The 13,123-nt window shown below is 68.8% G+C and carries 14 protein-coding genes; 4 read left to right on the top strand and 10 right to left on the bottom strand.

The window, feature by feature from the left end; genetic code table 11:
- Positions 1-607 (top strand): tetratricopeptide repeat protein (locus tag Q8N10_RS01585; protein ID WP_305663857.1); only part of this gene is annotated, 607 nt, incomplete at its 5' end.
- Here Q8N10_RS01585 and Q8N10_RS01580 read toward each other — a convergent pair.
- From Q8N10_RS01580 to Q8N10_RS01535, 10 genes are all read right to left on the bottom strand, one after another.
- Entirely contained in the window at positions 608-1,714 is a 1,107-nt protein-coding gene (locus tag Q8N10_RS01580) for an acyltransferase (protein ID WP_304779551.1), read from the bottom strand.
- A gap of 44 nt (positions 1,715-1,758) precedes the next feature.
- Positions 1,759-2,742, bottom strand: a complete 984-nt coding sequence (locus Q8N10_RS01575) for a type II secretion system F family protein (RefSeq protein ID WP_304779548.1) — start codon at positions 2,740-2,742, stop codon at positions 1,759-1,761.
- A gap of 9 nt (positions 2,743-2,751) precedes the next feature.
- Positions 2,752-3,732 (bottom strand): type II secretion system F family protein, encoded by a 981-nt coding sequence (locus tag Q8N10_RS01570; protein ID WP_304779703.1) that lies wholly within the window; start codon positions 3,730-3,732, stop codon positions 2,752-2,754.
- A 15-nt stretch (positions 3,733-3,747) separates the two neighbouring features.
- Positions 3,748-5,289, bottom strand: coding sequence for a CpaF family protein (locus Q8N10_RS01565; protein ID WP_304779545.1), 1,542 nt, complete (start codon positions 5,287-5,289; stop codon positions 3,748-3,750).
- Positions 5,290-6,756, bottom strand: a complete 1,467-nt coding sequence (locus Q8N10_RS01560; protein ID WP_304779542.1) for a CpaE family protein — start codon at positions 6,754-6,756, stop codon at positions 5,290-5,292. It lies immediately after the preceding gene.
- An 8-nt stretch (positions 6,757-6,764) separates the two neighbouring features.
- Positions 6,765-7,445, bottom strand: a complete 681-nt coding sequence (locus Q8N10_RS01555; protein WP_304779539.1) for a CpaD family pilus assembly protein — start codon at positions 7,443-7,445, stop codon at positions 6,765-6,767.
- Positions 7,442-9,025: a type II and III secretion system protein family protein gene (locus Q8N10_RS01550; protein WP_304779536.1), complete on the bottom strand. Its 1,584-nt coding sequence runs from the start codon at positions 9,023-9,025 to the stop codon at positions 7,442-7,444. Before Q8N10_RS01550 ends, Q8N10_RS01555 begins: the two co-directional genes overlap by 4 nt.
- Positions 9,022-9,885, bottom strand: coding sequence for a Flp pilus assembly protein CpaB (gene cpaB / locus Q8N10_RS01545; protein WP_304779534.1), 864 nt, complete (start codon positions 9,883-9,885; stop codon positions 9,022-9,024). The genes Q8N10_RS01550 and cpaB overlap by 4 nt, the downstream gene beginning before the upstream one ends.
- 151 nt (positions 9,886-10,036) lie before the next feature.
- Positions 10,037-10,555, bottom strand: a complete 519-nt coding sequence (locus Q8N10_RS01540) for a prepilin peptidase (protein WP_304779530.1) — start codon at positions 10,553-10,555, stop codon at positions 10,037-10,039.
- A 129-nt stretch (positions 10,556-10,684) separates the two neighbouring features.
- The gene (locus Q8N10_RS01535; RefSeq protein WP_293495417.1) at positions 10,685-10,852 is read right to left on the bottom strand and encodes a Flp family type IVb pilin; all 168 of its coding nucleotides are present in this window, start codon (positions 10,850-10,852) and stop codon (positions 10,685-10,687) included.
- A gap of 310 nt (positions 10,853-11,162) precedes the next feature.
- Here Q8N10_RS01535 and Q8N10_RS01530 point away from each other — a divergent pair, with 310 nt between their 5' ends.
- From Q8N10_RS01530 to Q8N10_RS01520, 3 genes are all read left to right on the top strand, one after another.
- Positions 11,163-11,657, top strand: a complete 495-nt coding sequence (locus Q8N10_RS01530; protein ID WP_304779526.1) for a pilus assembly protein N-terminal domain-containing protein — start codon at positions 11,163-11,165, stop codon at positions 11,655-11,657.
- A 90-nt stretch (positions 11,658-11,747) separates the two neighbouring features.
- A complete protein-coding gene (locus Q8N10_RS01525) occupies positions 11,748-12,338 on the top strand; it encodes a TadE/TadG family type IV pilus assembly protein (protein WP_304779523.1) in 591 nt (196 codons plus the stop codon).
- A complete protein-coding gene (locus Q8N10_RS01520) occupies positions 12,329-12,853 on the top strand; it encodes a TadE/TadG family type IV pilus assembly protein (protein ID WP_304779521.1) in 525 nt (174 codons plus the stop codon). The genes Q8N10_RS01525 and Q8N10_RS01520 overlap by 10 nt, the downstream gene beginning before the upstream one ends.
- Positions 12,854-13,123: the final 270 nt, after the last annotated feature.

Genomic DNA, 13,123 nt, shown 5'->3' with positions numbered 1-13,123 from the left:
CGACCCCCGCGACGGCGAGGCCGGCGTCGGCTTGTCCCAGGCCCTGCGCGCCATGGGCAAGTACGAGGACGCCGCGGAGGCCGCCAAGCGCGTGCTGGTCACCGATCCGAAGAATATCGAAGCCCTGCTGGAGGTCGCCCGCGCCCAGGTCGGCCGCGGCCAGGGCTTCTACGCCATCGAGCCCGCCCGCCAGGCTCAGGCGCTCGCCCCCCGCGACTGGCGCGCGCCGTCCCTGCTGGGGATCGCCTATGAACAGGCCGGCCGGCCGGAGGAGGCGCTGGCCGCCCACCGCCTGGCCGCCGGCCTGGCGCCCGAAAACCCCACCGTGCTTTGCAACCTGGCGCTCTTCTACGCCAGCCACGGGGACGCGCGTGAGGCCGAGACCCTGTTGCGGGCGGCCGCCGCCAAGCCCGGCGCCACCATGGCGGTCCGCCAGAACCTGGCCCTGGTGCTGGGCCTGCAGGGACGCTTCGACGAGGCCGAGCGGCTGGTGCGCCAGGACCTGCCGCCGGAGGCCGTGGCCAACAACATGGCCTTCCTGCGCGCCGCCGCGCCCGGCCCCGCCGGTCCGCCGCGCTCCTGGGACGCCGTACGCACCGCGCAGTAGTCAGGTCGCGTCGGCGACCTCACGACGTCCGCCCAGCCGGAAGCCGGAAGCCTCCCAGGCCCGCATGGCGTTGCGCGCCGGCCGCTCCACGAGATGGTGCACCACCATGGCCGCCGGGATCACGCCGGCGAACATCAGGGCCCAGACCGGCCAGGGCAGCAGGCCCTCGGGCAGACCGAGCGCGGTGCGCGCCACCCGGGTGAAGACCAGCTCCCAGGGGATGCAGACCATGTAGACGGCGAAGCTGACCTCGCCGAGATAGACCCCCAGCTTGGACCCCATCAGGTTGGAGCCTGAGCTGGCGAGGCTGGCCAGGGCCAGGATCAGGCCTCCGAACAGCAGCACCATGAAGAGGTCGGGAATGGTCAGCGCCGCGCCCGCGGCGATGGCCGCGATCAGGCCCGCGGTCAGCGCCTTGGCGCCGGTGGGCGAGACCACCGCCTTGTTGCGCCACAGCAGATAGACGGCGCAGCCAAGCGCGAAGCACGGGACGATCCGCAGCGCGCCCCAGGCGGTGGTCGCCTCGGTGAGCGGATGGCCGGCGAACAGCGGGAAGACCAGGTTGAGGACCACCACCAGCAGGGCCGCCAGGCCCGTGGCGACCCAAGGCCTCGCCCGCAGCGGCCAGAAGATCATCGCGAAGGCCGGGAAGGCCAGATAGGCGAACCACTCGGCCGAGATCGACCAGGAGGGATGGTTCCAGCCCCCTTCTTGCCCCAGGCCCCAGGCCTGCATCAGCAGCAGCTGCGCCGGCAGCGAACTCCAGACCACGACCTCGTCGCCCGCCTGGAAGCCGGCGGCGGACGCCGCGGCGATCAGCAGGGCCAGGCCCGCCAACACCGCGATATGGACCGGGTAGATCCGCGCCAGCCGCGCCCACAGGAAGCTCCCATACGAGAACCGCTTCTCGCCGAAGCTCTGCAGATAGACGTGGGAGAGGATGAAGCCCGAGAGCACGAAGAACAGCTCGACGCCCAGATAGCCCTTTTCCACCGCGCCCGGCCGGGCGCCGGCCACCAGCAGGGGCCAGTAGTGATAGAGCACCACCCAGGCCGCGGCGTAGATCCGCAGGGTGGTCAGGGGCTTGAGGTTCTCTGGCCGTGGCATGCCGCCACTCTGCGGCGTAACGCCTCAAGACCAAGTAAACGCGCCTAGTTCTGGGCGACCATGTCCTGGACCTTGATCACCGCGGGCCCGAGAATGACGATGAACAGCACCGGCAGGAAGAACAGGATCATCGGCACGGTCAGCTTGGCGGGCAGCTGGGCGGCCTTCTTCTCGGCCTGGGCCAGGCGCATGTCCCGGTTTTCCTTGGCCATCACCCGCAGGGCGGCGCCCAACGGCGTGCCGTAGCGCTCGGCCTGGATCATGGCCGTGGTCACCGAGCGGATGCCCGGATGATTGGTCCGCATGGCCAGGCCCTCATAGGCCATCCGCCGCTCGGGCAGGTAGGAAATCTCCGCCGTCAGCAGGGTCAGTTCCTCGGCGAGCTCGATGGAGGTGCCGCCGATCTCCTGGCTGACCTTCTGGATCGCCGCCTCGATGGACATCCCCGATTCCACGCAGATCAGCAGCAGGTCGAGGCTGTCGGGAAAGGCGCCCACGATGCTCTCGCGCCGCTTCTGGGCGACGTTGGAGATGTAGATGTTGGGGGCGTAGTAGCCCAGCGTCAGGCCAATGAAGCAGACGACCACCCGGTTCATCGGCGGCATGCCGAAGTCATTGACCAGGAACAGGTACAGCGCCGCCGTCACAGCGAAGGCGAAGGGCAGGATGAAGCGGAAGAAGTAGAAGGTGGAGACCGGCCTTGGGCCCCGGAAGCCGGCCTGGGCCAGCTTCTCCACCACCTTGGGGTCCTCCAGCAGCCGCGAGAGCTGCAGGCGGTCCACGACCTTCTTGTACAGCCCCTCGTCGGTGTGCCGCAGGGTGCCGCCGCCGTTGCTCTTCACCGCCAGGGCCTCGCGCGACTTGCGCCGTAGCTCCTCGCGCCGGGTGGAGACCGACTTCAGCCGGGTCTCCAGGGTCGAGCGGGTGATCATCGGGGTGGCGATGGAGACGATGGTGGCGAAGCTGACCAGGGCCACGAACAGGGTCAGCAGGTTGTCCGGATCGGTCATGGCGGAGAGCAGGTTCATGGGGCTCCCCTAGATCTTGAAGTTGATCATCTTGCGCATCGTGAAGATGCCCAGGCACATCCAGAACGCGCCGATCATCAGCATGATGTGCCCGCGCGGATCATTGAACATCGGCTGCATGTAGGCCGGGCTGGTCACGCTGATCAGCCCCACCACCCCGGGCGGCAGGGAGCCGATGATGATCGCCGAGGCCACGGCCTCGCCCGACATCGCCTTGATCTTCTCGCGCATCAGCTTGCGCGCCCGGATCACGGTGGAGAGGTTGCCCAGGGCCTCGGCCAGGTTGCCCCCGGTCTTGGCCTGGATGGCCAGCACGATTGAGAAGAACCGCACCTCCGGCGTGGGCATGCGGGCGTACATCTTGTCCAGGGCCTGGTCGACGGAGACCCCCATGCCGATGGCCTCCACCAGGCACTTGAACTCGCCGGCCAGGGGCTCGGCGGTCTCCTGAGAGATGACCCTCAGGCTGTCATGCACCGGAAGTCCGGAGCGGATGCCGCGGGTGATGATGTCCATGCCGTCGGGAAAGGCCTCGGTGAACTTCTTGGTGCGTCGGGCGCCCAGGAACCCCAGCACCCAGCGTGGCAGGCCAAAGCCCGCCGCGAAGCCGAGGCCGAGCGCGATGAGCGGCTTCTGGCCCAGCAGCATGACCATGCCCATCACCACCAGGCCGACGATGCCGCAGATGATCCAGAAGGCGCGCGCATTGTCCGGCAACCCGGCCTGCTGCAGCTTGGCGGCGATCGTCAGGGTCGCCTTCTTCTGCTGCTTCTCCTGCTCACGCAGGGTCTTGAGAATCTGCCGGCGCCGGGTGTCCTGCGCGCTGGCGGCTGGCCGGCGGCCGGTTCGGGCGGCGGGAGCGGCGCCGTTGCTGAGGATAGCCTGGGCGCGTTTCAGAGTGCGGGCCTGTCCGCTGCTCGGGCCCGACAAGGCCAGCCCCAGGCCCGCGATGACCAGGAAGCCCAGCAGGGCGGCCATGACTGTGATGATCGTCGCGGCCATGACCTATTCCGAGGCGTCGAGGGCTTCGGCCAGCTCGCGCTCCAGGCCGTAATAGCGGGCGCGGTCCCAGAACCGGGGGCGGGCGATGCCGGTGGACCGGTGGCGGCCCACGACATTGCCGTCGGCGTCCTCGCCGGTGATCTCGTAGACGAACAGGTCCTGGGTGATGATCACTTCGCCTTCCAGGCCCACCACCTCGGTGATGTGGGTGATGCGGCGCGAGCCGTCGCGCAGGCGGGCGGCCTGGATGATGACGTCCACCGAGCCGACGATCATCTCGCGGATGGTGCGGGACGGCAGGCCGTAGCCGCCCATGGTGATCATCGACTCCACCCGGCTGATGGCCTCGCGGGGCGAGTTGGCGTGCAGCGTTCCCATGGAGCCATCGTGGCCGGTGTTCATCGCCTGCAGCAGGTCGAAGGCTTCGGGTCCGCGGACTTCGCCGACGATGATCCGCTCGGGCCGCATCCGCAGGCAGTTCTTCACCAGGTCGCGCATGGTGATCTGGCCCTGGCCCTCCAGGTTGGGAGGTCGCGTCTCCAGCCGCACCACGTGGGGCTGCTGCAGCTGCAGTTCGGCGGCGTCCTCGCAGGTCACCACCCGTTCGGTCGGGTCTATGAAGGCGGTCAGCGTATTGAGCAGGGTGGTCTTGCCCGAACCCGTACCGCCCGAGATGATCAGGTTGCACCGGCAGGCGCCGATCACGCCCAGAACCCGGGCCCCCTCGGGGCTGATGGACGCGTAGTCCACCAGGTTCTTCATGGTCAGCTTGTCTTTCTTGAACTTCCGGATCGTCAGGGTCGGCCCGTCCAGGGACAGCGGCGGGGCGATGACGTTGACCCGGGAGCCGTCGGGCAGGCGGGCGTCGCAGATGGGGCTGCTTTCATCGACCCGGCGGCCGACCTGGCTGACGATCCGCTGGCAGATGTTCATCAGCTGGGCGTTGTCGCGGAACCGGACGTTGGTGAGCTGCACCTTGCCGGAGACTTCGATGAACACCCGTCCGGCGCCGTTGACCATGATGTCGGCGATGTCGTCGCGGGCCAGCAGCGGCTCCAGCGGGCCATAGCCTAGGACGTCGTTGATGATGTCCTGGACGAGCATGTCCTGCTCGGCCACCGACATCGACACGTTCTTGATCGCCACCAGCTCGGCGACGATGTCGCGGATCTCCTCCCCGGCCTGCTTGACGTCCAGCTGGGCCAGCTGGGCCAGGTCGATGGTGTTGATCAGGGCGTTGAAGATCGTGGTCTTGGTGGCGTGATAATAGTCGGTCTGCTCCCGCACCACCTGGGTCGTGGGGGCCGGCCCCTGGGCGGCCCGCAGCTGTTCGAAGGCCAGGGTCGGCTTGGGGCCCGCCGTGACCTGGCCGCCGGCCCGCTGCATCTCCGGAGCGCCCTTCACCGGGGCGGTGGAGGGGGTGGGCGCGTCGGTGGGCTCGATCCGCTGGGGTCGCGTGGCGATGGCCACGCCGTCGGCCGCCGCCGGGGGCGGAGCCTTGCGGGCGGCGGGCCCGTCGCCGTCGGTGGGACGCTTGCCGAACATCTACTTGCGCTTGAACAGGCTGCCGAACAGGGAGGTCTTCTGGACCGGCGGCGGATCGCGCCGGGCGATCTGCTGGGCCAGGTAGTCGATGCCCTCGGCGGCCCGGGACTTGGGCGCCACCTCGCACAGCATCTGGCCGTTGTTGGCCGCCTGGCCAAACAGCTTGGGATCGAAGGGCAGGCTCAACGACGGCGTCAGGCCGAGCGCCTCGCCGAAGTCCTTCACCGGAATTTCCGGTCGGCCGGGCACGCCCACCTGGTTCAGCACCAGGCGCGGCGGCGCGTCATTGGGCCGGGCGCGGCGCACCAGGTCGATCATGTTCTTGGCGTTGCGCAGGCTCGCCAGGTCCGGCGTGGCCACGATCACCAGATCGTCGGAGGACAGCAGGATCTTGCGGGTCCAGGCGGTCCACAGGTGAGGCAGGTCGAGCACCACGAAGGGAGCGGCCGAGCGGATCTTCTGGGTGACCTCGTCATAGGCCTCGGGGCCGATGTCATAGTCGTTGTCCAGGGTGGCCGGGGCGGCGAACAGCGACAGCCGCTCGGTGCAGCGGGCCATCATCCGGTCCATCAGCACCGGGTCCAGGCGGTCGGGTTGGGTCAGGGCGTCGGCGACCCCCTGCAGCGGGTCCTGGTTGAAGTCGAGGCCGGCGGTGCCGAAGGCAAGGTCCAGATCCACCAGGACCGCCCCGGTCTGCAGCCGCTCGGTGATCGAATAGGCGACGTTGTGGGCTACGGTCGAGGCGCCGGAGCCGCCCTTGGCGCCGCAGAAGGCGATCTGGCGGCCCACGAAGGGCGCCGACGGATCGGCATAGAGGCTGGTGACCGTGCGGACCACCTGCAGCGGGTTCAGGGGCGGGACCAGATACTCGCTGACCCCGCGGCGCATCAGCTCGCGATAGAGGGCGATGTCGTTGGCCGCCCCGATCACCACCACCTTGGTGCCGGGATCGCAGACCTCGGCCAGCTGGTCGAGCTGGGCGATCAGCTGGGGCGCGGGATCCAGGCTCTCCACCATCACCAGGGAGGGGGTGGGCTGGTTCTGGTAGGTCTCGAAGGCGCCCACCAGGCCGCCCATGCGCACCACCACGGCGGCGCGCGCCATGCGGCGGTCGGCGGCGGCGCGCTCCACCAGGTCGGCGGTCTCGGGCTGGGCGCAGAAGACGTGGATGGTGATGCGCGGCAGGGTGTGCTCGCCGAGCGCGGCTTCCGCGCTGGCGATCATCTCGTGCACGGGATTGGCCGGCTGGGCGCGCGGCGGCTCGGGCTGATCCAGGTCGTCGGCCAGGGGATCGGCCCCGAAGTCCCGGGTCTCGGGCTCGCGGGCCGGCGGGAAGTCGGCGAAGGGGTCGACGCCCGTGGCCGGCGTCATGGGCGTCTCGCGCCAGGCGTCGCTCGACGGCGAGGTGAACTCGTCGTCGGCCTCGAATTCGAGTTCGAAGGGGTCGTGAATCGGCTTGCTGGTCATGGACGCCATCACTTGCCCACTGAGGAGACGGCGCCCTTGGCCTGCTCATCGGCGGCCGAGGAGGTGATTTCGCCCTTGCGGTACTTGTCCAGGGCGAACAGCCGGCGCTGGCTGTCGGCCGGGCCCATGTCGGCGGGCCGCACGAGATCGGCCGGGTTGGCGACCTGGGCGGCCATGTTGGCGGTGATGGCGCAGCCGAAATTGGGCTGCACCTCGTTCCTCGCCGAATGGGCGATATTGGTCCACTGCTCGCCGCAACGCGGCACCACCGCCTGATAGCGGGCATAGGCGACGCGCACCGGGGCGCCGTTCTCGGCGGCGCCGTCATAACCGGCCATGAGGATGGCGGCGGCCGGAACCCCCTGGGAGACCAGGAAGCCGCGGGTCGCCTCGCCGGCGCGATAGGCCGCCGTGGTGTCGGCTCCGCCAGCCGGAGTCTGGATAGTGATCGGCCCGCCGCTCTCCCGGCGCCAGGTGTCGACATAGCCCGCGAGCGCCGATGCCTGGTTGGAGGACAGACCGTGGCCGTTGACCGCCAGGGCGATCTCCTCAGCCTGTTCGGTGGCCGTGGCCTGGAAGTGCTCCGTCGGGGTCCGGGCCTCCACCAGGCGGCTGGGCGCAGCCGTGGTGCCGCAGGCGCTGAGCGCCAGGGCCGACAGCATCGCGGCGGTCTTCAGCGGAGTGTTCATTCGATCACGTAGCCGTACGGCCCCTGATAGGCGCGGCCCGCCTGGGCCTGCGGCTTGGCCTTGTAGGCCTTGGTCAGCTCCCCCATCAGCAGGGTCGAGGCGTCGCTGGCGATCCGCATGCCGTCCACCGGGGTCTGCAGGCGGCCGGGGCTGGTGGGGGTGACGATGTAGGGGGTGACGATCACCACCAGCTCGGTCTCGCCGCTCAGGTAGTCGCGGCTGCGGAACAGGGCCCCCAGCACCGGCAGGGTGGTCATGCCCGGCAGGCCGTCGAGGGTCTGCTTGGTCTTTTCCTGCAGCAGGCCGGCGATCATCATCGACCCGCCGGAGGGCAGCTCCACGGTGGTTTCGGCCCGGCGCACGCTGAGCGCCGGGATGCTGAGCGAGGTGTTGGTGGCCGCGCTGGAGACGGTGAACGAGCCCGTGCTGGTCAGTTCGGAAACCTCGGTGGAGATTTTCAGGGAGATGCGTCCCTGGGACATCACGAAGGGGGTGAAGCCGAGCCCGACGCCGAAGGGCTTGAACTCCACGGTGATCTTGCCGTCCTGGTCCTGAGCGACCGGGACCGGAAACTCGCCGCCCGCCAGGAACTTGGCCGACTCGCCGGAGACCGCCGTCAGGTTCGGTTCGGCCAGCATGCGGATCAGGCCGACCCGCTCGAAGGCCTTCAAGGTCGCCTCGCCCTTGTTCAGGCCGGGGTCGCCCGCCGTGGTCTTGTTCACCGAGAGCGGGTCGTTGCGATCGACGAAGTCGAAGTTCTGGCGCGAGTATTCGGTGTGATAGGTGCCCGTGGCGGAGTCATAGACCTGGGTGGCCACCGGCACGCTGCGGTTGATCACCGGAGTCTGGGTGGTGTCGGCCTTGTAGCCCGCGGAAATCCCGCCCAGCAGGGCGCCGTTCACCGCGAAGCTGGCGGCGGTCCCCAGCAGGTACTGCGGCTCTCCCAGCTGGTTGAGCACCGCGTTGAGGTTGAAGCCCAGCTGCTTGATGACATTGCGCTGCATCTCCACGACGCGGACCTTCAGCATCACCTGGTCCTTGCCGGCGATGGTCAGCATGTTCAGCACCTGGTCGGGCCGCTCCACCGAGGCCCGGGCGATCTGCACCGCCTTGTCGGCGTCGCCGAGGTTGGCCACCTCGCCTGAGAGGATGATGCTGGACCGGATGCCGTCCACCTGGACCCGGGCGCCGGGCAGGATGCGGTTGATGGTCTGGGCGATGGCCGAGGTGTCCTGATCCACCCGCAGGTCCAGGGACAGGATGCGGCGCCCGGCGCCGTCGAAGAAGACGGCGTCGGTCTGGCCCTGCTTGATCCCCAGGATGAAGATCCGGCGCGGGGTGCGCAGCATGGCCTCGGCCACGTTGGGATTGGTCACCAGCACGTCGCGGGCGTCCACCGGCAGCTCGATGATGGCCGACTTGCCCACGGGCACGGAGAGGGACTGCACGGCCCCGCCCGTCTGGGACAGATCGACCCGCACCACGGCCGCGCCGGTGGTCAGGCCGCTCTGGGCGCTGGCGGCGCCGGCCAGACTGGCGGCGGCCAGGACAAGGGCTGTGAAGAGGGCGCGCGGGTTCATCGGACAAGCACCTCACTGGCCGATCCGCCACGGTAGACCCGAAGGCCCTGGCCGCCGCGCTTGCCGGGCACGCCGCGGGACGCCGCGCCGCCAAGATCGGCGTAGGAGCGCAGGGCCAGCTGCATCTCGCCCTGGGCCTTGCCCCGCGACAGCACCTCGGCGTCGGCGGCGGGAACCTCCAGCACGGCCACGGCGCCGACGATGGTGCGGGCGTCCTTCTCGGGATCGGTCTTCTGGTCGATGGCCAGGACACGCAGGTTGCGCATCAGGGTCTCGGAGACCCAGGTGCGGCCGTCGGCGGCCTGCTTGCTCTGCAGCACGTCCACCCGGTCGCCCGGCAGGATGAAGCCGCCCACCGCGGTCTCGGCGTTGATCGGCACGCTCATGGCGCGCATGCCCGGCAGCAGCACCACGGCCATGTAGCCGCTCTGGCCGCCGCGCACGACCTTGCGGGCGATGACCGGCTCGCCCTTGAGGATCGACTCCTTGACGATGGCTCCGTCGAAGGCCGCCATCGGGCCCTGGGCCATCATGGCGCTGGTGGTCTGGGCGGCCTTCTGGGCCACCTGCTGGGCGGTGGAGTCGGCGACGGGGGCCGGGGCCGCGCCGTCGGTGACGAAATTGGGGTTCAGCGCCTCGACGGGCCAGGGCTGCCAGGACATGTCGGTGGAGGACAGCCTCGCGCCGACGGGCAGGTCGCGGCTGGCCACCAGCACATTGGCCATCGGCTTGGTGGGCGCGGCCACCGCGACCACCGGGGCCGGCGCCTTCTTCGGGGCCACCATGCCGCGCACGAAGAACGCCAGCACAATGGCGACGATCGCGGCGACGGCGAAGATGGCGATGCGGACGGCGCCCATGAACGACTACTCGAGGCTTCCCGCTAGGGAGACCGGGGTGACTGGCGGCGGCCCTGCGATCCGCCCGGGCGCACACGATTCGAAACTCCGACCTTCTGCCGGCGCATCGCTTTTGGGGCCCGCATGGTTAACGCGGGCTAAAGGAAGTCCGTCAGGACAAACCGGGGAAGGCCGCCATCAGGGCGCAGGCCGGGAAGGCCGCCAGCGCGCCGACCGCGATCGCCACGCCGTACGGGACATTCTCGCCGGGCGTGGCCAGGCGTCCGACCCAGGCCGGGCCGCTCAAGACATATGGCCGCACCCACATCGAGCGCAGGGCCAGCAGGCCCATGGCCAGGGCCCCGCCGGCGACCCCGGTGACCAGCAGGTAGGTGGCGAAGGCCGGCCAGCCGAGCCAGAGGCCCGCGGCGGCGAACAGCTTGGCGTCGCCGCCGCCGATCCAGCCTAGGGAAAACATGAGCATGCCCATGACCAGGGCGATGGCGCCGACGCCCGCCTGGGCGCCGATCGCCTGGGGCGTCAGGCCAAGCGCGAAGGCGGTGGGGAAGAAGGCCAGGATCAGGGCCGCCGAGATCCAGTTGGGGATGGTGTAGCTGGTGGCGTCGCGCAGGGCGCCGACGATCACCAGGGCGGGAAAGATCGAGAGCAGGGCGGCCTGGAGCAGGGGCATGGGCGGGAGACCATCTGGCGGGGTTCGAGCCTCATCCTGCCGCCTTTGGGTGAACGGGAGGTTTCAGACAGCGAAAGGGCCGCGGCGCTTTCGCACCGCGGCCCCCGCAATGTTTCGGAGCGAAGCCGCTTATTGCGGCATCGCGGTCCCGATCTTGGTGAAGGTGCCGGCGATCTTGCCCGACAGGGTGTTCATCGCGGTGATGAGCACGACGGCGATCAGGGCGGCGATCAGGCCATACTCGATGGCGGTGGCGCCGGATTCATCCTTCAGGAAGCGCGTGACGAACTTGGACATGGTGGTCTCCTTGGAAAGTTGCGAACCAGTTGGTGAGTGAGGGATCAAGTCACCGACTTGTTCGCCCCGAATTGCAGGATCAATTTGCGCCCCCGCGCTTAATGTCGAGTAAACACGGAAGTATTCGAGGAAAAGTTTCTATGGTTTACTTTCGTTTACTGTGAACGCCCGTTAACCATGGCCCCTGAATCGGCCTGGAATCGGGGCTTTTGCATAATGATTCTCGCGCGCGCGTGATTCGGTCTGTTCTTCAACCTTTCTTGACCATTCCCGGCGAGTCTGACGGACAAGGTTTTTTCAGGTCCCCGTCATGCGCCGCCCGCTTATCGCCGCCGCCCTCGCCCTCCTCGCCCTCGCGGCCCAGGTTTCCACGGCCGGCGCGGCGACGATTTCGGCGGTCATCGACCAGGGTGTCCGCATCACCCTGCCGGCCGGCGCCCGCGACGTGATGGTCGGCAACCCCGCCATCGCTGACATCAATGTCGTCGACAGCCGCACCGCCGTGATCCAGGGGCGCAGCTACGGCGCCACCAACCTGATGATCATCGACGCCCGCGGCCGCACCATCCAGAACAGCCAGATCGTCGTCAGCGCCCCCAGCGGCAACCGTGTCTCGCTCTATCGCGGGCCGGGCGCGGGCGCCGCGGTGGCCAATGTCGCCAACTACGCCTGCGCGCCGCGCTGCGAGCGCACGCCGATGCCGGGCGAGGTCGACAGCGAGTACAACCGCTACAGCATGCCCTTCTCCGCCTACGCCCAGCGCGCCGCCGAGGCCCGCCGCGCCGTCGCCCAGAACGGCCAGTAGCCAGCCGCCCGCCAAAGAGATCGGCGGGCTTTAAACCTCCGATTCAGCAGACTTGGCTATGCTCGCGGGGAACACCCCCTCGAGGACGTCATGAGCCGCCGCGCCCTTGCCTTCAAAGCCCTGCTGCTGCGGTTCGCCGCCGCCCGGCGAGGCGCCACGGCGATCGAGTTCGCGATCATCGCCCTGCCCTTCTGCGTCCTGCTGTTCGGCATCATCGAGCTCGGCCTGGTCTTCCTGGTCTCGGTGACCCTGCAGAACGCCACCGACAACGCCGCCCGCCAGATCCGCACCGGCCAGTTTCAGACCAGCGGGTCGAACGCCAAGGGCGACTTCAAGACCCAGGTCTGCAACCGCATGGCCTGGCTGGCGACGCCGTGCGCCGGCAAGCTGACCGTGGCGGTTCAGACCTTCGCCGACTTCGACACCGCCAGCGCGTCCGGCCCCACGGCCGGCACGGCCTGGACCCCGGCGGCGGCGGCGGCCACCTGCTTCTCCACCGGCGCCCCCGGCGACATCGTCCTGGTGCGCACCTACTACGAGTGGGACGTCTTCACCCCGCTGCTGAACAAGTCGCTGGTGAACACGGGGCCCAACTCCAACACGCGGCTGATCTCCACGGTCGCCACCTTCCGCAACGAACCCTATTCCACAACCACCCCGGTGGGCGCGAAATGCACCTGAAGACCCTGATCAAGGACCGTCGCGGGGCCGCGGCGGTGGAGTTCGCCTTCGTCGCCCCGGTGATGATCCTGATGTACTACGGACTGGCCGAGCTGACCCAGGGCATGATGGCCGACCGCCGGGCCAGCCACGTGGCCTCGGCCATCGGCGACCTGGTGGCCCAGGACACCATGATCAACACCAGCGAGATGAACGACATCTTCAATGTGGGAAAGGCGATCATCTCCCCCTTCCCCACCACCGGCCTGTCCATGCGCGTGACCTCGATCCGCAAGGACTCCAGCGGCGCCATCCAGGTGATGTGGTCCAAGAGCTCCGGCTCGATGGGCGTCCTGACCACGGTGGCCAGCGTGCCCGACGGCTTGATCGCCAACAACGAGAGCGTGATCCTCGCGGAGTCCAGCTACGTCTACGATTCCGCCACCAAGCAGGTCCTGCCCAACGCCCTGACCTTTACTCAGAAATACTATCTCAAGCCCCGCAAGACCGCCCAGGTCACCTGGAGCACGAGTTAGGTCGCCCCTTTTCCTGCCCCGTTTACGGGGAGGGGGGACCGCCCGAAGGGTGGTGGAAGGGGCGGCCGCAAGCTCCGAGCCCGGTCTCGCCCCCTCCACCGGCTACGCCGGTCCCCCTCCCCCATGAATGCAGGGGAATCGCATATGGCGTTGGAGTCGAAATCTTAGGTCGAAGCGGATTCTGCAGATGTCTCCTTGGTGTTTGGAGACGGGGTTGTGGGGACGTTTTCTGACTACTTTGGGGCCGTGTCAGACCCTCGTGCCGGTAAC

The organism is Phenylobacterium sp., assembly GCF_030693625.1.
Classification (GTDB): Bacteria; Pseudomonadota; Alphaproteobacteria; order Caulobacterales; family Caulobacteraceae; genus Phenylobacterium; species Phenylobacterium ferrooxidans.
Note: the sequence above shows the minus strand (reverse complement) of the source record. Positions and strands in the feature narration are given on the sequence as shown.

What these genes read in the sequence shown, in the direction of transcription:
- Q8N10_RS01580 (WP_304779551.1), bottom strand. Translation starts at nt 1,714, where the DNA reads ATGCCACGGCCAGAGAACCTCAAGCCCCTGACCACCCTGCGGATCTAC.
- Q8N10_RS01575 (WP_304779548.1), bottom strand. Translation starts at nt 2,742, where the DNA reads ATGAACCTGCTCTCCGCCATGACCGATCCGGACAACCTGCTGACCCTG.
- Q8N10_RS01565 (WP_304779545.1), bottom strand. Translation starts at nt 5,289, where the DNA reads ATGTTCGGCAAGCGTCCCACCGACGGCGACGGGCCCGCCGCCCGCAAG.
- Q8N10_RS01560 (WP_304779542.1), bottom strand. Translation starts at nt 6,756, where the DNA reads ATGACCAGCAAGCCGATTCACGACCCCTTCGAACTCGAATTCGAGGCC.
- Q8N10_RS01555 (WP_304779539.1), bottom strand. Translation starts at nt 7,445, where the DNA reads ATGAACACTCCGCTGAAGACCGCCGCGATGCTGTCGGCCCTGGCGCTC.
- Q8N10_RS01550 (WP_304779536.1), bottom strand. Translation starts at nt 9,025, where the DNA reads ATGAACCCGCGCGCCCTCTTCACAGCCCTTGTCCTGGCCGCCGCCAGT.
- cpaB (WP_304779534.1), bottom strand. Translation starts at nt 9,885, where the DNA reads ATGGGCGCCGTCCGCATCGCCATCTTCGCCGTCGCCGCGATCGTCGCC.
- Q8N10_RS01540 (WP_304779530.1), bottom strand. Translation starts at nt 10,555, where the DNA reads ATGCCCCTGCTCCAGGCCGCCCTGCTCTCGATCTTTCCCGCCCTGGTG.
- Q8N10_RS01535 (WP_293495417.1), bottom strand. Translation starts at nt 10,852, where the DNA reads ATGTCCAAGTTCGTCACGCGCTTCCTGAAGGATGAATCCGGCGCCACC.
- Q8N10_RS01530 (WP_304779526.1), top strand. Translation starts at nt 11,163, where the DNA reads ATGCGCCGCCCGCTTATCGCCGCCGCCCTCGCCCTCCTCGCCCTCGCG.
- Q8N10_RS01525 (WP_304779523.1), top strand. Translation starts at nt 11,748, where the DNA reads ATGAGCCGCCGCGCCCTTGCCTTCAAAGCCCTGCTGCTGCGGTTCGCC.
- Q8N10_RS01520 (WP_304779521.1), top strand. Translation starts at nt 12,329, where the DNA reads ATGCACCTGAAGACCCTGATCAAGGACCGTCGCGGGGCCGCGGCGGTG.